General features: G+C 43.4%; 12 protein-coding genes and 3 pseudogenes. All 15 read left to right on the top strand.

The annotated features are described in order from the left end of the window. Positions 1 to 906, top strand: coding sequence for an NADH-quinone oxidoreductase subunit H (locus IPH84_05315; protein MBK7172644.1), 906 nt, complete (start codon positions 1 to 3; stop codon positions 904 to 906). Between the two features lie 23 nt (positions 907 to 929). Then, positions 930 to 1,562, top strand: coding sequence for a hypothetical protein (locus IPH84_05310; protein ID MBK7172643.1), 633 nt, complete (start codon positions 930 to 932; stop codon positions 1,560 to 1,562). Positions 1,563 to 1,573: 11 nt separating this feature from the next. Continuing rightward, positions 1,574 to 3,010: a hypothetical protein gene (locus IPH84_05305; protein ID MBK7172642.1), complete on the top strand. Its 1,437-nt coding sequence runs from the start codon at positions 1,574 to 1,576 to the stop codon at positions 3,008 to 3,010. A 76-nt stretch (positions 3,011 to 3,086) separates the two neighbouring features. Continuing rightward, complete coding sequence (locus IPH84_05300; GenBank protein ID MBK7172641.1) at positions 3,087 to 4,589, top strand: NADH dehydrogenase subunit; 1,503 nt, start codon at positions 3,087 to 3,089, stop codon at positions 4,587 to 4,589. 71 nt (positions 4,590 to 4,660) lie between these two features. Then, positions 4,661 to 5,413 (top strand): NADH:ubiquinone oxidoreductase, encoded by a 753-nt coding sequence (locus IPH84_05295; GenBank protein ID MBK7172640.1) that lies wholly within the window; start codon positions 4,661 to 4,663, stop codon positions 5,411 to 5,413. Between the two features lie 139 nt (positions 5,414 to 5,552). After that, on the top strand, positions 5,553 to 6,206 hold the full coding sequence (locus tag IPH84_05290) for a hypothetical protein (protein MBK7172639.1): 654 nt from the start codon (positions 5,553 to 5,555) through the stop codon (positions 6,204 to 6,206). Between the two features lie 3 nt (positions 6,207 to 6,209). After that, positions 6,210 to 7,241, top strand: coding sequence for a histidine kinase (locus IPH84_05285; GenBank protein ID MBK7172638.1), 1,032 nt, complete (start codon positions 6,210 to 6,212; stop codon positions 7,239 to 7,241). Further along, a complete protein-coding gene (locus tag IPH84_05280) occupies positions 7,234 to 7,950 on the top strand; it encodes a response regulator transcription factor (GenBank protein ID MBK7172637.1) in 717 nt (238 codons plus the stop codon). The genes IPH84_05285 and IPH84_05280 overlap by 8 nt, the downstream gene beginning before the upstream one ends. A gap of 161 nt (positions 7,951 to 8,111) precedes the next feature. Continuing rightward, positions 8,112 to 9,365 carry an HlyD family efflux transporter periplasmic adaptor subunit gene (locus tag IPH84_05275; GenBank protein ID MBK7172636.1) on the top strand — a complete coding sequence of 418 codons (1,254 nt, stop codon included), beginning with the start codon at positions 8,112 to 8,114 and terminating at the stop codon, positions 9,363 to 9,365. A gap of 378 nt (positions 9,366 to 9,743) precedes the next feature. Continuing rightward, the gene (locus tag IPH84_05270; protein MBK7172635.1) at positions 9,744 to 10,421 is read left to right on the top strand and encodes an ABC transporter ATP-binding protein; all 678 of its coding nucleotides are present in this window, start codon (positions 9,744 to 9,746) and stop codon (positions 10,419 to 10,421) included. Between the two features lie 170 nt (positions 10,422 to 10,591). Next, positions 10,592 to 12,938 (top strand): annotated as a pseudogene (locus tag IPH84_05265) (ABC transporter permease). Between the two features lie 66 nt (positions 12,939 to 13,004). Further along, positions 13,005 to 15,425, top strand: coding sequence for an ABC transporter permease (locus IPH84_05260; GenBank protein ID MBK7172634.1), 2,421 nt, complete (start codon positions 13,005 to 13,007; stop codon positions 15,423 to 15,425). A 15-nt stretch (positions 15,426 to 15,440) separates the two neighbouring features. Continuing rightward, positions 15,441 to 17,838 (top strand): annotated as a pseudogene (locus IPH84_05255) (ABC transporter permease). Positions 17,839 to 17,848: 10 nt separating this feature from the next. After that, a complete protein-coding gene (locus IPH84_05250) occupies positions 17,849 to 20,239 on the top strand; it encodes an ABC transporter permease (GenBank protein MBK7172633.1) in 2,391 nt (796 codons plus the stop codon). Positions 20,240 to 20,249: 10 nt separating this feature from the next. Then, positions 20,250 to 22,657 (top strand): annotated as a pseudogene (locus IPH84_05245) (ABC transporter permease). Positions 22,658 to 22,664 lie beyond the last annotated feature (7 nt).

The following is a 22,664-nucleotide window of genomic DNA, read 5'->3' as shown; positions in this document are numbered from 1 at the left end:
ATGCTGAGTGTAATATTAATACTGATAGCTGCCATCTTCTTTACAGGTGTCATTATCCGGACAAAAAGCCTGGCTTCCGGGCGAAAAGGACCTGGACTGCTGCAACCGGTATTTGACGTGGTACGTTTGTTTCGCAAAGGTGTGGTTTATAGCGAAACCACAAGTTTTGTCTTTCAGATTGCACCCACCATTTACTTTGCGTCTGTCATCATGGCTATGCTGGTGGTTCCTTTTGGTCAATCGAGGGGTGTACTGAGTTTCAATGGAGATTTCATCTTCTTTGCTTATGTGCTGGGCCTTGGAAAATTTTTCAGCATCATTGCAGCCATGGATACCGGAAGCAGTTTTGAAGGCATGGGAGCCAGTCGCGAAGCCTTGTATTCGATGTTTGCCGAACCAGCCTTCTTTATCCTGATGGGATCGCTGGCTTTGTTGTCCGGCCATACCTCCTTCCAGGAAATATTTGCAGCCCTCCATATCGGATCACAAATCAGCTATGCATTGGCGGCACTGGCAACCTTTGTTTTATTGATGATAGCCATGATTGAAAGCAGTCGGATGCCCATTGATGACCCTAAAACCCATCTTGAACTGACCATGATTCATGAAGTTATGATATTAGATAACAGTGGGTTTGATCTTGGACTTATCCTAACTGCCGGGTATGTGAAATTCGCCATTTACGGAGCACTCATTGTAAACCTTTTTATCGGGGTAATACCTTACCAATACGCCATTCCATCGTTTTTTGGAATTCAGTTCCTCATGGCTGTAGCGATAGGTTTGATTGAATCATTTATGGCCAGGTTCAGGATGAGTCATAATCCGCAATTTGTTGTTGCCTTAACATCGGTAAGCCTGCTGATATTTTTTGGTGTTTTACTGATCCTTGAAAAGTTCATTTAAGATGCTCCAAAACCTTTGAAATTATGATACATGTTCTCCTTATCACATTCATTATCACTCTATTCTATATGGCCATCGCCAATCGGCTGATGACGTATATTAAGGTGTTGGCGCTACAGGGGGTACTCCTTTTTTTCGTGGTATTTATCCAGTTGAGTGAAATCAATACCCTCAACCTGGTCTTGATCCTGCTTGAAACTATCGTATTCAAGTCGCTGGCAGTCCCTATTTTCCTGGGATACCTGCTTAAGCGAAATAACATTACCAGGGAAGCTGAGCCCTTTCTTCCAAATTTTGTATCCTTAGTGATCACAACGGTGATAGTCATCATTACAATATTGATATCCAATACCATAAAAGATGATAACCTGGATAAGATTTTCTTTGTTGTTGCACTTTCAACCTTATTTTTCGGGCTTTACCTTATCGCCACCCGCCGTAAGATCATTACCCATGTGATGGGCTATATGGTCATTGAGAATGGTGTATTTGTTTTATCATTAGCGATTGGCAATGAAATGCCCATGCTGGTCAACCTGGGTATAATGCTGGATATTTTTGCCAGTGTACTGATTCTAGGGATCTTCCTGAACAAGATAGGTGATGTATTTAAAGATGTGGATGTGGATCAGCTAAGTAACTTAAAAGACTATTAAACGAGACTCTGATGATTGGAATATATCTCATAACTGCATTTGCCATCGCCATTATCCTGTTTATTAGCAGGGCTAAATGGCTTGTTTATTCACTGGCAGGTTTATTCCTGCTTTTACAATCCGCATTTACCATTTATGCCGGCGCACATCACGGAAGTTCTGAACTCATTTATTTTTCTTTTGATTCTCTGGGGATCATATTACTTATCACGATGAGTATTATAGCCGTCCCTTCGATGATACATAGTTACATTTATATAGAAAATCATAAAGAGAATCCTCAGACAAGAGCTATCTACCTCACCTCGATTGTGTTATTGATAACCGCGATTAGTGCCGGGTACCTTTCGAATCACATTGCTGTTACCTGGATATTTACTGAGATTACCACTTTAAGTGCTTCAGCATTAATCTATCACCATCGCAACAAGCTCGCACTTGAAGGCACCTGGAAATATGTTTTTATCTGTGCCATCAGCATTACATTTATTTTCATCGGCATCTTGTTCCTTAGCCTTTCATTACAGCATGCAGGTTCTGATGACCTTTCATTTACCAACCTGTTAGCACGCAAAGCAGAACTGAACCCTGTCTGGCTCAGGATGGCATTTCTTTTCATTTTCACCGGTTTTACAGCAAAACTTGGTTTAGTCCCGATGTTTACAGCGGGTATTGATGCAAAAGATAAAGCCCCTGCCCCGGCGGGAGCCTTACTGGCAACTGTACTCATGAACCTGGGCTTTGTCGGGATTTTTCGTTTTTACATTGTGATCGCCAATACTCCGCTTTTGCACTGGGCACAGCTGGTTGTAGGCACAGCAGCATTTCTTTCCATCTTTGTTTCAGCTGTATATATGCTGAAAGTTAAAAATGTGAAACGTATGTTTGCTTATTCGGGCATTGAACATATGGGGATTGTTATGCTGGGAGTTGCCGCAGGTGGAATTGGGTATTATGCGGCAGTTCTGCACATCATATTGCATGCATTTGTCAAGTCGAGTCTTTTCTTTCAATACAATCAGCTCTACCGTGTTTTTCAGAACAAAAACATCTATCACATCGGGAACTACTTTAAATACAATACTACAGGTGCAATGGTCCTTTTACTGGGATTCATCAGTGCAACTGCAATGCCTCCTTCCGGTTTGTTTGTGAGTGAATTCCTGATCTTCAAATCAATATTTGATCAAGGTCAGATCCTTCTTCTCATCCCGGTATTATTGCTTCTTACCATTATCATCTGGTCCTTTGGGAAAAATATCTTTAAAATCCTTTTTGTTCCTGCCATCGGATTTGATGATTCAGTAGCTGAAAAAATCAGTCCCTGGGAATCAGTTACCCAGTTTGTACTTCTTGTTTTAGCTGTATACCTGGGACTTAATCCACCGGCTGTATTTGTGGAATTACTTAAAGACAGTGTCAGCCTGCTGCCAACTTTGCCGGTTTAAAGTCAGTGCATGTTATAAAGCCTGCAATACAGTATCAGGCTGAAAACCTGCCACAAAAAACTTATAAAATCAGACTATGCATTACCTAACCATAAAGAACAATCAGCCGGTTTTGGTCAAGGAAATACCAGTGGTTTCCTACATGGCTTTCCTGATATTGAACACCGGCATGGTATCCGAAAGTACAGCCCGGCATTGCGTGAATTATTTCGGCTATAAAGAAGGCAATGCCATTAAGCTGATTTGTTGCATAGCTGACGATACTGATCATCAGATTTATGTTTCTTCATGCCTTGTTGAAACCGGAAATCCATATCATTCTTTTTCTGCGAAGCAGCTCTGCTTTGAAAAATTTGAGCGTGAAATCCATGAAAATTTTGGAATAGATTATTCTGATCATCCGTGGTTAAAACCGGTCAGGTTTTCGCATGATCGCTTTGACAAGAATAAGGAAATTGCAGGGTACCCCTTTTATTCCATTGATAGTGAGGAACTTCATGAAGTTGGTGTTGGCCCGATACATGCAGGGGTCATTGAACCCGGACATTTCAGGTTTATTTGCAACGGAGAGCAGATTCTGCACCTGGAAATACAACTGGGCTATCAACATCGGGGGATTGAGAAATTATTTCTTGATGTCAAGTCGCTGAAAGAAAAAGCAACCCTTTCTGAAAACATTGCAGGAGACACTGTTGTAGGGCATGCCACTGCATTTGCCCATACCTGGGAAAGCCTTTGTAACTTTCAAACTACTCCCGATATTGATTTCTCACGAACAATAGCCCTTGAGTTGGAGCGGATTGCCATTCATACGGGTGATTTGAGTGCATTATGCACTGATATAGCCTATCAACTCGGCAGTGCTGTATTTGGACGATTACGCACACCCATTGTAAATTTCATGCAGGAATGGTGCGGAAACCGACTCTCCAAGGGCTTTATCAGGCCCGGGCTGAATAGATTTCCTGTGACCAGGGAACTGGCGGACAGGCTCTTAGAAGTACTGGATACCTTTGAGCCTGATTTTACAGAAATGAATGTAGAATTGTCCAATTTGCCCAGTGCACTCTCACGTTTTGAACGAACAGGGGTTGTTTCGACTGAAGATGCAATAACCATCGGGGTTGTCGGGATGGCAGCCCGTTCATCCGGACTTAAGCGGGATGTGAGAAATTCGCACCCTTACAGCATGTATCCGAGGCTAAATCACGAACCTGTTGTAAAGCATCATGGAGATGTCTACTCACGGGTTCAGATTCGAAGAGAAGAAGTTTTTCAGTCAATAAAACATATTCGTGAACTTCTGAAAGAAATCCCTGAAGTTAGTCCATCAGAAAGAGACAATTTATTAAACCCGGGAACCAATTTATTTACTCTTTCATTAGTGGAAGGCTGGCGGGGAGAAATATGCCATGCAGCTATTACTGGTCCGGAAGGAGAACTGCTGCATTATAAAATCAAGGACCCATCCTTTCACAACTGGATGGCATTAGCATTGGCTGTCAGAAATAATGAGATTTCTGATTTCCCTATTTGCAATAAAAGTTTCAATTTATCCTATTGCGGGCATGATTTGTAAATGTGTTTCAGGAAGTTAGACTCATACTACCTGGCAAAAGCTCATTTAACCATTTTAATCCTCAACGACCCATGTATAACAATCTCAAAATACTATATCACCAGGGGAAGCAATTTATTCCTGATGTTACAACAGCGAAAGTCCCGGGTATTTTCAGGGGAAGGCCGGTTATTAGCCTTGTGAAAGTTGATGAGTCACGGTTACAGGCTACATGTCCGACTCATGCCATATCGGCAAACCCGGTGAGCATTGACCTTGGGAAATGTACGTTCTGTGGGGAATGTGCGATGGCTTTCCCCGATAAAATTCAGTTTACTACTGATTACAAGATTTCGACCAATGAGCGTGAAGGCCTTATAGTCAAAGAAGGAGACGACCAACCAATAGCCATCAATCCCGAAAAAGTCAGGAAAGAAATTCACAGCCTGTTTGGCCGTTCACTGAAGTTAAGGCAGGTATCTGCAGGTGGTGATAACAGTTGTGAATGGGAATTGAATGCGGCTAATAATGTGCAATTTGACATGGGACGCTTCGGCATTGAGTTTGTAGCTTCACCCCGCCATGCAGATGGAATTGTAATTACCGGCCCGATTACTGAGAATATGGCTGAACCCCTTCAGATCTGTTATGATGCCACACCGGATCCAAAACTCATTGTGCTGGTAGGAACGGATGCCATTAGCGGGGGGCTTTTTTCCGGAAGCCCCGCTCTTAACCGTTCCTTCCTGGACCGGTATCCTGTTGATTTGTATATTCCCGGAAATCCTGCACATCCGCTTACTGTAATCAATGGTTTACTGGATCTAACAAGAAGGTCTTTTTAGAAATGTATTTATCAAAGTGGATATGTGATAATCGTAGTCTAAAATCATGTTCATCGAAATACGGGTGATGTTCATCGAAATAATTTCTACAGGGGTGAAATGCAGGCTTATTTTGCTGCATAATCAATCCAAAACAATCATGAAAACAAAAATCATTATTTCCGCACTACTCATTCTGGCTCTTTTGCCGGGATGTTTTATCAAATCGATCCATCCATTTTATACTGACAAAGACCTGGTTTATAAAGAGGAACTGCTAGGCAAATGGACCGGCAAGGATGACTCTAACTGGGAAATCAGCAGGCATATGAGAAAAGCAGGGTTAGCTAAAGCTGATATCCCTGATAAAGCTTATGATATCGCTTATTCTGATGAAAAAGGTACAAGCCGGTTTATTGCCCATCTTTTCCAGCTCGACAAGCAACTGTATATCGACTTTTATCCTGCAGAGGATGCCGGGCATACCGATCTTGAAGGGTTTCACTTTGTCCAGGCACATTCCCTGGCCCAGGCAAGCATCAGCAATAATGTAGTGACCATTAAATGGTACAATGAGGAATGGCTGATGACACTTTTCAACCAGAACAAGGTACGCATTGCACATGAGCGGACTCCTTACGACCTTGATGACAAAGATCCGGATCATCAGCAGGTGATTCTTACAGCAAATACTGCAGATCTGCAGAAATTCATCAGAAAATATGGACAGGATCCGGAAGCTTTTGGCACAGATAAGAATAAGAGCGACTACACCATGATACTGACCAGGCAGAAAGCATCAAATAAAAAATAAACCATGAAAAAGCTGTTTTCAGTCAGGCTTCTTCAACATCTCGCATTCTGGGCCTGTGCTTTCTATGTGCTGTTCAAAGTCTTTTCATCTTCAGATGAAGTGCTGCAAATTGACATTCTTTACACCTTCATCTTTATCCTCACCTTATTGCCAGGTATTTACCTCAACCTGATGCTACTCATCCCTCACCTGTTGGGAAAAAGAAAGTACATTCTCTTCGGAATTGCCTTTGCAGTGCTGGCAATTGGATCGACAGCACTAAATATCGTCGTTTTTTCCAGGTTCATCGACTATCTCCTGCCTGGCTACTATTTCATTTCCTATTACGAGTTCTTTGATCTGCTGAAGTTCGTCCTGGCCCTGATGGGGGTAACAAGTTTATTAAAACTATCCAAGGGCTGGTTCCTGCTGATGGATACTAAAAGCAAGCTGGTGGTGGTGGAAAAGGAAAACACCGAAACCCGCTTACTGGCATTGAAGAGTCAGTTGAATCCTCATTTCCTGTTCAACAGCCTTTCAGGAATCTACAACCTCGTTTTAAACCAATCACCGGAAACACCAACCATTGTATTACGGCTATCAGATTTCCTTCGCCATATTCTGTATGAAGCTGAAGCTGACCGGGTGAGTCTGGCGGTAGAACTTGCTGCCATGAGTGATTATGTCGAATTGCAAAGGATCAGGTCGGGGCCTGGAGTGACAATCAGCCTGGAAATTAAGGGTGACCCTGGCAGCTATAAAATTGCACCCCTCTTACTGTTGCCTTTGCTTGAGAATAGTTTCAAACATGGAGTTAAAGGAGCAGTATCCAACACTTATGCAAACTTTGAATTCATCATTGAGGCGGGCTTCTTCATAGCCCGCCTTACCAATAACAAAGGCGTTTCGATAGAGACTGACAGTAAATACAAAGGCATCGGGTTGAAGAATCTCAAACAAAGGCTTGATTTACTCTATCCTGAAAATCACAAATTGTCAGTAACGGAAAGCAATTCAGAGTTTATGGTCGAACTGAAAGTCCCATTAGATGAATAAGATTTCCTGCCTCATTATTGAAGATGAACCCTTGGCACAGGACACCCTGTCCGGTTATATTGAATCCGTTTCATTCCTGGAACTCAAAGGCACCTATTCCAATGCCCCTGATGCCGCTCCAGCATTTCAATTGCATGAAATTGACCTTCTCTTTCTTGATATCAACCTGCCGGTGATTTCCGGCCTCAGGTTCCTGGAAACCTTACCGGTAAAGCCTTTGGTAATATTTACCACAGCCTATCCTGAGTATGCAGTAGAAGGATTTGAAGCAAATGCTATCGATTACCTTCTAAAACCTTTCTCCTTTGAACGGTTCCTGAAAGCGGTGAATCGTGCGATGGAGCGACTGGAGACTAAATCAAGCAATAAAGGCAAGGTCACTGGAAATGAACCCTCCGGATTTATCATGCTACGAGCCGATAAACGATTGCACAAAATAGACCTTTCAGATATATCCTATCTGGAATCATTGGGTGATTATGTGAAAATCCACCTGGGAGAGAAGAGCCTGGTGGTGCATGAAACCTTTAAGTCATTGCTCAACTCATTACCGGAAGAGCAGTTTGTCCAGGTGCATAAATCCTTTATTATCCCTTTACACCGGCTTATATATATTGAAGGCAATCAGATCAAGATTGGCGATCAGATGATCCCGATCGGTGCCATGTTTAAAGAATCCCTTATACAGAAACTAAAAAACAGTCAGTAATCGCAAGTTGTATCGAAATCATACAGTTTGTGTATCGGTATCGAACACTTTTGTCCTGAGGCTTCTCCACATATCATTGATTTTCTGATGGTTTACTATTTGGCATTATATTTATGCCAGTTAGGTGCATTATAGTATTCATATCAAAACCATCAGGAAAAGTGGATAGAATCATTGAAAAGAAAAAGTGGACTCCCAAAAAGATCTTCACGATCGCTGGAATAGCAGCCATTGTTTTATTGATTGCCGGCAGCTTCTATTTTACCTCAGGGAAATCGAGGTTAAATGTCGACCTGGAACGGATTACCGTAAGCGAGGTATCCAATGGGACCTTCCAGGAATTTATCCCGGTTAACGGGGTGGTTCTTCCAATTTCTACCATATACCTCGATGCCAGCGAAGGCGGACGTGTTGAGGAAGTTTTTGTGGAAGATGGCACCATGATGAAAAAGGGGCAATCCATTCTCCGTCTTTCAAATACAGATCTGCTGATGACCATGATGAGTCAGCAGAATACAGTGTATAATACGCTGACACAGATGCAGATCAATAACAATGCAGCCCAGCAAAACACTGTGAGCAAGCTGAACCAGATGGCAGATGTATTGAGCCTGTTTAAAGAAGCAGAACGGATTTACAACCTTGATAAAAACCTTTACGCTTCGAAAGTTATTGGTTTACAGGAATTCAAAAAAGCTGAGAACGATTATAACTACTATCTCGAAAAGAAAAAATTAACCCAGCAGATTCTTTACCAGGATTCGATTTCGAGAGCTCAGCAGCTGGAACAGGACAAGCGTTCGTACCAGGGTTCCCAGGAAGCACTGAATATGATGAAGCAGAAAGTGAATGATCTGATCGTGAAATCGCCCATCGACGGACAACTCACATCCCTGGATGCGGAAATTGGTGAAAATAAAAGGCAAGGTGACCGCCTGGGCCAGATTGATGTGTTAAGTGGCTACAAGGTTCGCGTTGATATTGATGAACATTATATTTCACGCATCTATATTGGCCTGGTGGGTGAATTCACCTTCGCTGATAAAGTTTACAAACTAAAAATCACCAAAGTGTTTACCCAGGTCAATAATGGCCGGTTCCAGGTGGATATGCAGTTCGAAGGAACCGTACCAGAAGGCATACGTCGCGGACAAACCCTGCAGATCCGTCTTGCCCTAAGTGATGAAAAACAGGCTTTGCGATTGCCAAGGGGTGGGTTCTATCAGCAAACAGGTGGTAACTGGATTTTTAAACTCAGTGCTGATGGGAAAACGGCTTATAAGACTGACATACAGCTGGGCAATCAAAATCCTGATTTTTATGAAGTCTTGCAAGGATTGAAGCCCGGTGATAAGGTGATTACCAGTAGTTATGAGAATTATGGGGATATGCAGGAGTTGGTGCTGAAAAGGTAGGAATGTCGAATGTCGGATGTTGGATGTCGGATGTCGGATGTTTGATGGCGGATGTTGGATTGCGGATTGGGGATTGGGGATTGCGGATTGCGGAGTTGCGGATTGGCGATTATTCAGGAGCATGACTCGGATTGCTCCTGAAGGAAGCACCCGGCACCCGGCACACAGAGCCAACGGATCCCCTTCGGGGCACTGATGATTGCAGGTTCCAAATGGCACATGGCATGTAGGCACATGGGCGATCAGAGCAAAAGACTCCTCTACGTGGCACACAGCACCCAGCACTCAGCTCTCAGCACTTAAAATTGCGAATTTTTGTTTGCCAGAAAATTAACAAAAACAAGAAATAAGAACCAATAAACTCAAAATAAACACACTATGATTAAGATAAAAGACCTGGAAAAGATCTACCGTACAGAAGAGGTGGAAACAATAGCTCTCAATAAACTTTCAATGGAAGTTAAAGAGGGAGAGTTTGTAGCTGTGATGGGGCCTTCAGGATGTGGAAAATCCACTTTGCTGAATATTCTCGGCTTATTGGACGATGCCGATAACGGCAGCTTCATCTTTAACGGGGTTGAAGTGGCCAATTTCAATGAAAGGAAAAGGGCAGAAATGCGGAAGCACAATATTGGCTTCGTTTTTCAGAGCTTTAACCTGATTGATGAATTAACAGTATATGAAAATGTTGAACTTCCCCTGATCTATACCGGGGTGAAAGCCGCAGAAAGAAAAGCCAAAGTAGAAGCGGTACTCGATAAAATGAAGATCATGCACCGCCGTAACCATTATCCGCAGCAACTTTCCGGCGGACAACAGCAGCGTGTTGCCGTAGCCAGGGCCGTGGTAAATAATCCAAAATTAATTCTTGCCGATGAGCCGACAGGGAACCTGGACTCAGCCAATGGCAATGAGGTGATGGAATTATTGACCGACCTGAATGAACAAGGCACAACCATCATCATGGTAACACATAGTGAACATGATGCCAAATTCAGTCACAGGATCATCAGGATGCTCGACGGCCAAACAGTTACAGAGAATATTCTCGTATAGCGGATTCTACTACTGTTGTATCCCTCCTGCTCTTAATTCCGGGACCAGTCCTTTTGTGATCCGCTATCTGGCGGATATCTTGCACAACCAGGCATGACTTAACTGTATTGCACCTCCGCAGCTCATTGAGTATAAAGCATTGTATTTGAAAACATATTATCAGGTAATCGATGATTAAGAATTATTTCAGGACCACTCTTCGTAACCTCTGGAAAAACAAAGGATATAGTTTGCTCAATATTGGCGGGCTGGCAGTAGGGATTGCCTGTGCGGCGCTCATCCTCTTATGGGTTGAAGACGAGCTTACCTTTAATTATTACTTCAGCAACCGCGACAATCTTTATAAGGTCAAGGACAGTCAGACCTACGATGGCACTACCTATACTTTTGATGCAACACCGGGTCCTCTTGCAGAAGGTATGAAAACTGATATCCCCGGCATCAAACAAACGGCAAGAACTTCCTGGGACTCCAATCTGCTCTTTTCATTGAATGATAAAACTATCTATGAACCCGGCCTTTATGTGGATGAACCCTTTCTTACGATGTTTCAGCTCGAATTTCTTGAAGGGAATGCAAAAAATGCATTCAGCCAGCTGCATTCGCTGGTTATTACCAAATCCATGGCAGAGAAGTTCTTTGGAACGACTGATGTGGTGGGTAAAACGATTAAGGTAGACAACAAACAGGAATATAGTATTACCGGAGTAGTTAAAGATCTGCCTGACAATGTATCCTTCAGGTTTAACTGGCTGGCCTCCTTTAAGCTCTTTGTAAATCAGAATGATTGGCTGAAGGAATGGGGAAACAATGGAATTATTACCTATGCCGAATTACAGCCTAAGGCAAACGTGGAGTCTATCAACAAAAAACTTTATAACTACATTGACAGCAAAGCCAAAGGTTCTATTGCCAAGATGTCGGTTTATCCCATGAACCGCTGGAGAATGTACGACAACTTTGACAATGGTAAAGAAATAGCCGGAAGGATCAAATATGTCAACTTATTCAGTTTGATTGCCTGGATAATACTCATTATTGCTTGCATAAATTTCATGAACCTTTCCACTGCCCGTTCGGAACAACGTGCCAGGGAAGTGTAAGAAAAGGTGATGGGAGCCGGAAAGGAAAACTGATTGGACAGTTTATCGGGGAATCGGTTATTATGTCGATGATTTCCGCCTCCATTGCCATAGTGCTGATCTACCTCGCAATACCAGCATTCAATACGATTGTTGAGAAACAACTTACGGTAAATATTCTGCAACCTGTCCATATTTCGGGCCTTATTCTGATTGCCCTGGTCTGTGGCCTAATTGCAGGCAGCTATCCGGCATTCTATCTCTCCTCTTTTAACCCTGTAAACATCCTTAAAGGCGTCAGAATCCAAAACAGCAACAGTGCCGGATACATCAGAAAAGGCCTGGTGGTGCTTCAGTTTTCGATTTCTGTTATCCTGATTATAAGTACAGTTCTGATTTACCAGCAGATACTTCATATTAAAGACCGTAACCTGGGATATAACAGGCAGGACCTGCTATACACAGGCTTACAGGGGCAGATGAAACAACATTTTACAGCTATCAGGAATGAGTTAAAAGCCTCAGGATATGTTCAGAACACCTGTACAAGTAATAACAGTGTATTACAGTTGGGCAGCAATACCGGAGATTTTTCCTGGGAAGGCAAGGACCCAAACAAGCAGGTACTGATCACCATCGAAAGTGTAAGCCCGGGAATATATTTCAACCATGGGGATGAAACTGATGGCTGGCAGGGACTTTTATCCTGGAAACAAGACCGATAGCAGCAATATCATCATTAATGAAAGCATGGCAAAAATTCTGAAGAAGAAAAATGTGGTAGGCAGCATTATTTCAAACAATGAAACCAATCTCACCGTTGTGGGTGTTATTCATGATTTTGTATATAACGATATGTACGGAACAGCTGCACCCCTGATCCTTTTTCAGATGCATCTCCCAATTACACCATGACAATGCGAATGAAACCCGGTGCTGATCTTGAAAAAGCTCTGCCAGCCATTGAAAAAGTTATTAAATCCTATAATCCCGGTTACCCATTCCATTACCGCTTCGTTGATGCTGAATTCGACAAGATCTTTAAAACCGAAACACTGATAGGAAAACTGGCAGGCATCTTTTCTATGCTGGCCATCTTCATTTCATGCCTTGGATTATTCGGACTGGCGGCCTATACTGCAGAACGCAGAATCAAAGAAATTGGAATCAGGAAAGTACTGGGGGCCAGCACACAAGGACTTGCCACTTTGCTCTCAAGAGATTTCCTCATTCTGGTGGCTATCTCCTGCCTCATAGCATTTCCTGTTTCCTGGTGGATCATGAAAGACTGGCTGCAAGGCTTTGCTTACCGGATTGATATCAGCTGGACAGTCTTCCTTTTTGCAGGAATACTGGCCATGCTTATTGCCTTGCTGACTGTGAGTTTCAGGCTATTAAAGCGGCTCTGAGCAACCTGGTAAAAAATCTGAGAAACCGAGTAGAATACCCGAAAAAGGGCAACAGGAAAATTGTTTGTTACATCAAAAATAATCATCAGCATATGTTCAGGAACTATCTGAAGACTCTGTGGAGAAACATGTTGAAAAACAAATTGCACTCAGCCATTAACATCATTGGCCTGACAGTAGCTTTTACCTGCAGCATCCTGCTGATAACACTGGTGTACCGTGAGTTTTCCTTCGATAATTTCCATGAAAATAAAGATCAGCTGTATGAGGTCTATGCCTTTGCCAATGCCCCTGAGGGTGTGGAAAAAGGCACTGCTATGAGCTACCCGGTTGCAAGTACCCTGTTATCTGAAAAAATCGGAGTGGAAAAAGCCAGCAGGTACAAATACCGCGGACGGGAAGTGCGATACAAGGATAAATCACTGGAACAATCAACCAGACTCGTTGATGATGACTTTTTCAGCATGTTTTCCTTTAAAATCATCAAAGGAACGCAGCAACACCCTCTGGCTGATGCAGGCAATGTAGTGTTGAGTGAGAAAACAGCAGGGAATCTCTTCGGAACAGAAGATCCCATTGGAAAACCCATCGACGTGAAAATCGGAGGAAAATGGAATACGCTGCTTGTATCGGCAGTACTGGAAAATGCTCCCGAAAACTCCTCCATTGAATACTCAGTCCTGGCCCGCACCGAACTGGACCCGGACTATGCAGAAGCTAAAGATAACTGGAATAACCAGCATCATACGGTTTTTGTCCAGCTGAGCAGGGATGCTACCCAGGAGGCCGTCGAAAAACAGCTTCGGATGATCAGTAAAAAGTATAGAACCAGCGACAATGAATACCTGAAAAACAAGGGATACAAGGCTGATAGCAATGGCGACTATTCAGGCATGAAATTATTGCCCCTTAATGAACTGCATTTCAATGATGAATTGAACAACGGGAATTCGGTCAGCAAATCGTTTCTGTATATTTTACTACTTGTTGCAGGAGTGATTATCCTTATAGCCTGCTTCAATTTTATAAACCTCAACCTGGGATTGTCGTTTACCCGTACCCGAGAAATCGGGATCAGGAAATGCCTGGGAGCAGGCAAGCGACAGGTGTGGATCCAGGTGTGGGGAGAAAGCCTGGCTACAGTATTTGCTTCGATGGTCCTGGGAATCATAGCTACCGTCATTTTAATGAAAGCCCTTAATAAATTCATGGAAGGTAAATTCGATCCGGCAATGTTGTACCAGCCGGCCATCATTTTTTACCTGTTGATAATCCTCCTGGTGGTTTCATTTATTGCTTCGGGTTATCCGTCATATATCATGGGACAATTAAAGACGGTTGAAATTCTCAAAGGCAAAATATCCATTAAAAAGCCGGGATTCTTCCGCAATGCACTCATCGTAGCCCAGTTTGTGATTGCTATTGTTTTAATGTGCACAACCATCATTATTTATCAGCAGTTCACACATTTACGAACCGCCCCATTAGGTTATAATACCTCTACTCTTATAAGTATCCCTATCAAACATGAGGAGAAAGGCAAGGAAATAGTGGGAAAGATGCGTCACTTACTGGCTTCACAAACATCGGTTGTAAGCGTTTCAGGTACAACCGTGAACCTGGGGGTTGGCAAAGACGGTAGTACCAGCAGGATGAGTTTTGGCTTCGATTATAAAGGGAAATCCATCAATACCGATTTTCTTCAGGCTGATTACGACATCCTTAAAACCCTGGATATCCCGGTGAAAGCAGGGAGGGATTTCTCAACCGCATATGTTGCTGACAGCTTTAATACTGTTATTGTTACAGAGAGCATGGCCCGGCAATTTGCAGAAAAAAATATAGTAGGCACTTCTTTCTATGCGGATAGCAGTCGTCCACAATGGAATATAGTTGGCGTAATACCCGATTTCCACCTGTATTCGATGTATGAGGAAAGTACACCTCTTACCATTGCCATGAATAATAATCAGGCTATCAGTTACATCCTGATCCGCGTGAATACACAAAACCCGGTTACCACCCTGGAAATGATAAAAAACAACTATGCACTTGTTGAACCCGGCGTGGACTTCAAAGGCTCGTTTGTGGATGAAAATATTGCACGCTGGTATGAAAATGAAGGAAGGCTATCGAAGATGTTCTCTGTTGCTGCTCTGGTGGCCATTATACTCTCCTGTATGGGCTTATTTGGTATGGCTTCAATCATCATCCGGCAGAGAGTGAAAGAAATAGGGGTCCGTAAGGTGCTGGGGGCATCAGTGAGCGGCATAGCCACCCTGGTGACCAAAGAGTTTATCTGGCCGGTAGCTATAGCATTGATTATAGCTACACCGATAGCATGGTGGGCGATGGCAACCTGGCTTCAGGATTTCATGTACCGGATAACAGTGCAATGGTGGGTATTTATACTTGCCGGAGGAGTATCAGTGATGATAGCAATTCTCACAGTAAGTTTCCAGGCTTTCAAAGCTGCTACAGCAAACCCTGTGAAGTGTTTACGAACAGAATAACAAAAACCCAAAGCCATGATTAAAAACTATTTCATAATCGCCTGGAGAAATTTAGCCCGACATAAAACCTATTCCTTCATCAATATTGCAGGATTAAGTATAGGCCTTGCCTGTGCCATGCTCATCCTTCTTTATGTGAAAGATGAAGTGAGTTATGATCAGTTCCATTCCAATGTGGGAAATATCTATCGAATTGTCACGCACACCAAGCAAGAAGGACAGGAATTTAAAGATGGCAATACAGGCTTCCTCCAGGGTCCCCGTTTTGCAAAAAACGTTCCCGGGATTGAGACTTTCGTGCGTGTTCAGAGCGGTGCAGAAGACATCAGGAAAGGCACAGAAATTCAGTCACAGGAATTGTTGTTTGTCGATTCCGGCTTCTTTTCAGTATTCTCCTTTCCCCTGCTGAGCGGGAATGCACAAACCTGTTTAACCGATCCTCATTCCATAGTTTTATCAGAAGAGGCTGCAAGGCAACACTTCGGCACCACTGATGCTGTGGGAAAAACTGTTCAGCTTAAGGAAAACGGGCAATTCGTACCCTATAAAGTGACAGCAGTTGCAAAAACCTGTCCTCAGAATTCTTCCATAAGGTTTGATGTATTGTTACCTTTCAGGGAATCGGAAGCAGATGCGCAAAACAACGATAACTGGTATAATTTTTTCCTGAACACCTTTGTTGTGCTGAATCCCAATACCAGTGTGCAAACTGTTGAGAAACAAATGCAGAGCTTCTACCTGAGGGATGCCGGCAAAACCTTTAAGGAAATGATTGCCAAATATGGTGGCGGACCGGATGTCACCATGGGGAGCTATCATCTGCAGCCCTTCACAGATATGCATATGAGCACTGAACTCCCCGCACAGAATGGGTTGGTAAATGCAAGCAACCCTATCTATTCCTATATCCTTTCAGGAATTGCATTATTTGTGCTCTTGATTGCTTGTATCAACTTTGTTAACCTCACGGTAGCACGATCCCTGAAAAGGGCTAAAGAAATCGGGATACGAAAAGTGATCGGTGGCGACAGAAAACAACTTATCATCCAGTTCCTGGGCGAATCATTCCTGCTTTCCTTTATAGCCTTTGTGATGGCCCTGATCATTGTTCAGCTTATCCTTCCCTTATTCAACGGACTTGCCAATAAAGCCCTGGCATTATCCTACCTTTTCGATGCCCGGTTAATCGCAGCCTACCTGTTATTACTTCTGGTTACCGGATTACTGGCCGGCTTTTACCCAGCCCTGGTTTTATCCGGATTCAAACCCGTGACAACCTTATACAGCCGCATCAGGTTTTCGGGCAGGAACTATTCACAAAAATCGCTGGTTGTGCTGCAATTCGCCCTGGCTTCCTTCCTGATCATCGGAACATTCACGATTTACAGGCAGTTCAATTTCCTCACGAAAACCGACCTGGGTTATGATGACAGCAATATTGTGGAAATTAACAAATATGATGTTTCCCATAGCGAAGCAGCGATTTTCAAGTCTGAAATACTTAAAAACAGGAATATCTTAGATGTAGCTGCCAAAAATAACGGGCAATGGCGCACCAGTGCCAGGCTTGCCAACGATTCTTCCATCAATTTCCAGTATGAAACCATCGATGAATCCTACCTGCCGACTTTAAAAATACCCCTGGTAATGGGGCGTAATTTCTCAAAAGAGCATCCCTCCGATTCAACCCATTCTATTCTTGTGAATGAGTCTTTTGTCAAGGAAGCCGGATGGAAAAACCCGATTGGGGAGACGGTGAATTTCTTTTACAACAATGAAATCTACCAGGTGATCGGGGTCGTTAAAAACTATCATTCCCTGGCACTTGACCAGAAAATAGGCCCACAATTGTTTACCATGAAAAATACCAACAGTTATGGGATGTTTAATATCAAAATAAGGCCGGGAACAGAAACAGAAAGCCTAAAGTACATACAGAAAATCTTCCGGCAGTTTTTCCCGTTAAGTCCATACTCCTATGTTTTCAAAGATGAACAAAGGATTCAGGGATTATGAATCGGAAGCCCGTTGGAAACAGATTATCCTCTTTGGCGCCATTTTAACCATCTTTATCTCCTGTATCGGACTTTTCGGATTATCAGTGCTTTCTGCGGAAAAAAGAACAAAAGAAATTGGTATTCGAAAAGTACTGGGGGCATCTGTAAATAGCGTGGTGACTACCCTGTCAAGAGACTTCCTCATTCTTGTTTTCATTGCCCTGATTATTGCTGTCCCGCTAGCCTGGTTTGCCGCAAACAAATGGCTTCAGAACTATCCCTACCGGGTTAGCCTGGATTGGTGGCTTTTTGCAGCAGGGAGCACCCTTGTTATCATCGTAGCCCTTGCTACTGTTAGTTTTCAGGCAGTTAAAGCGGCCATCGCGAATCCAGTTAAAAGTTTAAGAACCGAATAAAACTACTGTCATGTTTAAGAATATATTGCTCATAGCCCTCCGTAATCTGAAAAAAGACAAATGGTACAGCCTTCTGAATATCCTTGGGCTTACCATCGGTATCACATTCAGCCTGTTCCTCATCTTCTATGTTACCGATGAACTTAATTATGACCGGTATTACGATAAATCAGACCGGATTTACAGGATCGCCTCATACATTCAGGAAAAGGATAAAAATACCAACTGGACTGCCACACAATTACCCCTTGCAGCTACGCTTAAAAAGGACTTCCCCGAAGTGGAAGAGTCGGCACGTTTGCTGAACAGGGAGAGAACCTTGTTCAAGTATGGTGAAAAGAGTTTCTATGAAACCAAGATCTATTATGCGGATAGCACCCTTTTCGATATTTTCGGATATAAATTCGTTGAAGGCAATGCGAAAAACGCGCTGAATAAACCGAACAGCATTGTTATTTCCAAAACCCTGGCTGATAAGTACTTTGGAGAGGATTCAGCAGCTGTAGGGAAATCGTTGAAAACTGTGTACGATGTTTACCAGGTTACGGGGGTTATTGAGGATGTCCCTCAGAATTCGCATATGCGATTCGATATGCTGATTTCCTTTTCAACCATCCTGAGAGGAAACCAGGCCGGGTTTGACAACTGGGGTAGTTTCAACAACTTTACCTACATACTGCTTAAACCAGGCGTGGATGTTGACGCTTTCAACAAAAAACTCCTCCCCATGTATGATAAATATATGGCGCCCATCTTTGCCCAATATAATGTTAAAATCAGGTACGAGGCCCAGCCCATTACAGCCATCCACCTTCATTCGGACCTTGATGGCGAACCTGAAGAGCTGGGGAGCATGTCGTATATCTGGATATTCTCAGCTGTTGCTTTCTTTATGATGCTGATTGCCTGCATCAATTACATGAACTTAACCACGGCGCGATCGGCACGCAGGGCAAAGGAAATAGGCATCCGCAAGGTAACCGGTTCCTCCAAGAAACAACTGGTGTTGCAGTTCCTGGGAGAATCGCTGATCACTGCTTTTATTGCGGTCCTGATCAGTGCCGGACTGGTACTGCTTCTACTTCCCTACTTCAATTCCATTTCCGGGAAATTTTTCACCCTGAGCACCCTGATGCAGCCCTTTAATACCCTGCTTTTGCTGAGCATCGGACTATTTACCGGGTTGATTGGAGGCAGTTACCCAGCCCTGTATCTTTCCTCTTTCAAGCCTGTAAGCATTTTAAAAGGCGCCTTATCTTCTGCTTCAGGCAATGTGAACCTCCGCCGCACACTGGTCGTGCTGCAGTTCTCTATCTCCATGATCATGCTGATCTGTACCTGGGTGGTGTATTCGCAGCTCGCCTATCTCCGCAAAATTGACCTTGGTTTTAACAAGGAACAGGTAATGACGGTAACCGTGAATACCGGGGAAGATGAAAGGCATAAGATCTATGCAATGAATAATGAATTCCGCAATATGCCTGGGGTGAAGGAAGTAGGGACTGGTAGCGCTTACCCGGGAAGTGGCAATATCAACCTCAACCTGTTTACGGTACAAACCAATACGGGCTTTGTCGATAAAGGCATCGAATGCTACCAGATTGATGAAAACTTTATGGGCTCCCTGGGTATCCGGATCATAAAAGGACGGAATTTCAACAGCCTGGCCGATACATTGCACAGCATCGTTGTGAATGAGGCCCTGGTAAAGCATTTCGACTGGGACGAAGCCCTCGGGAAGAGAGTGAAATTTCCGGGCGATACCTCGGGAAATTATTTGGAAGTAGTAGGTGTAATGAAGGACTTCAACCAGAAATCTCTTTACAACCCGATTGCACCGTTGCTCTTATTCTATGGTCCCAACAATAACATTATTCAGTTGAAACTGGATCCGGGGAGCATTAAATCCACGATCAGCAAGGCTGAATCAGTCTGGAAGAAATATTTCCCTCAACTACCTTTTGAGTATAAATTCCTTGATGAAAACTTCAATTCTCAATATGTTGCTGATCAAAAACGAGGAAAGATATTTGCAGCCTTCTCCATTCTCACCATTCTTATAACCTGCCTGGGTTTATTAGGATTAACGGCCTTTACTACACAGCAAAAACAGAAGGAGATCAGTATAAGGAGGGTATTGGGTTCCAGCACCCTGGAAGTGGTTTTCCTGATCACCAAAAACTACCTGTGGTTAGCACTTATCGCAGCGGTAATTGCCTTCCCGATCGCCTACTATTTTATGCATAACTGGCTCAAGGTATTTCCTTACAATGCAGGATTATCCGTGATTCCCTTTATCGTATCGGCATTGGTAATAGTTATAACCGCAGCCGGAACTGCAATGTATCACTCGGCTAAAGCGGCCTGGACCAATCCTTCGAAGATCCTGAAAACAGAATAATGTCCTGAATATGTTTCTCAACTATCTGAAAATAGCCTGGCGGAATCTCCTGAAGAACCGATATTATTCCCTGGTAAATATCCTGGGTTTATCAGCAGGAATACTGTTTGCCATGGTTATCAGTGTTTACTCCTGGAGTGAATTGCAGGTGAATGCAGCCCTGAGAAATCCGGAACAGCAATATATCCTTCAGAGCCGCTGGACAAGTCCTGATATGGGAAATGAACTGGTTACCCTTGGCCCCCTGGCTAAAGCCTTATACGAAGAATACCCCAGCCTGGTAGCCAATTTTTACCGGTTCGATGGTGTTACTTCCAATGTATCGAAAGGAGATAAACATTTCCGGGAATCCTTCCAGATCGGGGATAGTACGCTGCTAAGGATGTATGGGTTTTCGCTTTTACATGGAGATGCTTCTTCTGCCCTGGCCGACCCATTCTCCCTGGTAATCACAGAAGAGGCAGCCGTGAAATACTTCGGGAAGACTGATGCAGTAGGCGAAACAGTGAGTATTGAGAATTTCTCAGGGGAGAAACACGATTTCATGATCAGGGGAATCCTTAAAGACCATACCCGCAACTCGGTTTCTTCCCTTTTGGATGATAAAGAAACCCAATTCTACACTTCTATCGAAGCTTCCAGGTTCTTTGGCAGAGAAATGACATCCTGGGAAAGCCCGCATGTGGCAAGCTATATTGAGTTACGTGAAGGTGTGAAACCGGAGCAGTTATCCGGTCCGATCAAACAACTCATGAAAAAAAATTCCTCTGAGTATTTCAATGCCAATCTAACACAGTACCTGGTTCCTCTAAAATCCTATTACCTCAATAAGGACAATGGTTTGGTTAAAAGGATGATTTATGTATTGTCATTTATCGCCCTTTTTATCCTGCTGATGGCAGTGGTAAATTTTGTGAATATGTCTGTAGGCCACTCTGCCACAAGGCTTAAGGAGATTGGCATTCGTAAAGTCCTTGGGGGAATCAGAAAACAGATGATCCTTCAGTTCCTCACCGAATCGATGGTAATGGTTTTCCTCGCAACCTTATTTGCATTGGTTTCCTATACATTGAGCAGGAATTACTTCAGTGGAGTGTTAGCCAAAGCTTTGCCGGAACTAACAGCCTTTCCGTCGGTTTTTATGTTCCTGCCACTAGCATTGATTGTATTTGTCGGATTTCTTTCAGGCATATATCCTGCCCTGGTATTGTCGGGCTTTAAGACGGTCGATTCACTAAAGGGTAAGCTTACAACGGTGAAAGAAAAGATCTGGCTTCGTAAGGCACTGGTGGGATTCCAGTTTTCGATTGCAAGCATCGTCCTGATAGGTGCCATTATTGTGACACAGCAGATCAATTATTTCTTTGGAAAAACCTCGGCTATAATAAGGAGTTTATCATATCGGCCCAGGTGCCCAGGGATTGGAGTGCCGCTGGGGTAAGCAGAATGGAGAATATACGTGCACAACTCGCAACCCTTCCACAGGTAAGTAATGTCAGCCTCTCCTTTGAGATCCCCGACGGAAGAAATTCAGGGGGAGCAGCTGTGTACAGGGCCGGAACCGACTCTACTTCGGCAATTTCCACCGAGTTTCTGAATACCGACGGACATTTTGCTTCCACCTTCGGCATACCGCTCAGGGCAGGCAATTTCTTCAGCCCTTCAGGGGTATTTAATGATTCAACCATCGTTGTCATTAATGAAACTGAAGCAAAAGCACTGGGCTGGTCGCAACCGGAAGAGGCAATTGGACGACAGGTTAAGATTGCAGGCAGCGAGCAGCTATATACCATTGCAGGAGTGACCAGAGATTTCCATTTTGGTTCGATGCAACAATCGGTACCTCCCATCATTTTTGTACATGTAGGCAATTCCACCATTTTCAGGTATCTTTCTGTTAAGCTCAAACCGGGTGACATAAGTACTTCTATTGAAGCCATTCAGAAAAAATGGTCAACCCTCATGCCCGGTGCACCCTTTGAATATAAGTTCATGGATGAAACCCTGAGAAAGCTGTATAAGACAGAAATACAACTCCGGCAGGCCTCCTATACCGCTTTCCTGCTGGCCATGGTAATAGTAATGCTGGGAGTGCTGGGACTTGTAGCCATGAGTATTCAGCGACGCACCAAAGAAATTGGCATACGTAAGGTATTAGGTTCATCAGTAACAGGCATCATCACATTGTTTATGAAAGAATTCCTGGTTATCACCCTCATTGCTGCCTGTGTTGCCTTTCCCATTGCCTATTATATCATGCAGCACTGGTTAAACGGATATGTTTACAGAATTCAGATCACAGCACTTCCCTTCATCATAGCAATCATTACGCTGGGCTTTATTACGACCCTGTTAATTGGTATTCAAACCATGAAGGCAGCATTGTCGAATCCTGTGAATAGTTTAAAAACTGAATAAATACCTT

Source organism: Bacteroidales bacterium (assembly GCA_016707785.1).
Taxonomy (GTDB): domain Bacteria; phylum Bacteroidota; class Bacteroidia; order Bacteroidales; family UBA4417; genus UBA4417.
Note: the sequence above shows the minus strand (reverse complement) of the source record. Positions and strands in the feature narration are given on the sequence as shown.

What these genes read in the sequence shown, in the direction of transcription:
- IPH84_05315 (MBK7172644.1), top strand. Translation starts at nt 1, where the DNA reads ATGCTGAGTGTAATATTAATACTGATAGCTGCCATCTTCTTTACAGGT.
- IPH84_05270 (MBK7172635.1), top strand. Translation starts at nt 9,744, where the DNA reads ATGATTAAGATAAAAGACCTGGAAAAGATCTACCGTACAGAAGAGGTG.
- IPH84_05300 (MBK7172641.1), top strand. Translation starts at nt 3,087, where the DNA reads ATGCATTACCTAACCATAAAGAACAATCAGCCGGTTTTGGTCAAGGAA.
- IPH84_05310 (MBK7172643.1), top strand. Translation starts at nt 930, where the DNA reads ATGATACATGTTCTCCTTATCACATTCATTATCACTCTATTCTATATG.
- IPH84_05250 (MBK7172633.1), top strand. Translation starts at nt 17,849, where the DNA reads ATGTTTAAGAATATATTGCTCATAGCCCTCCGTAATCTGAAAAAAGAC.
- IPH84_05305 (MBK7172642.1), top strand. Translation starts at nt 1,574, where the DNA reads ATGATTGGAATATATCTCATAACTGCATTTGCCATCGCCATTATCCTG.
- IPH84_05280 (MBK7172637.1), top strand. Translation starts at nt 7,234, where the DNA reads ATGAATAAGATTTCCTGCCTCATTATTGAAGATGAACCCTTGGCACAG.
- IPH84_05290 (MBK7172639.1), top strand. Translation starts at nt 5,553, where the DNA reads ATGAAAACAAAAATCATTATTTCCGCACTACTCATTCTGGCTCTTTTG.
- IPH84_05260 (MBK7172634.1), top strand. Translation starts at nt 13,005, where the DNA reads ATGTTCAGGAACTATCTGAAGACTCTGTGGAGAAACATGTTGAAAAAC.
- IPH84_05285 (MBK7172638.1), top strand. Translation starts at nt 6,210, where the DNA reads ATGAAAAAGCTGTTTTCAGTCAGGCTTCTTCAACATCTCGCATTCTGG.
- IPH84_05295 (MBK7172640.1), top strand. Translation starts at nt 4,661, where the DNA reads ATGTATAACAATCTCAAAATACTATATCACCAGGGGAAGCAATTTATT.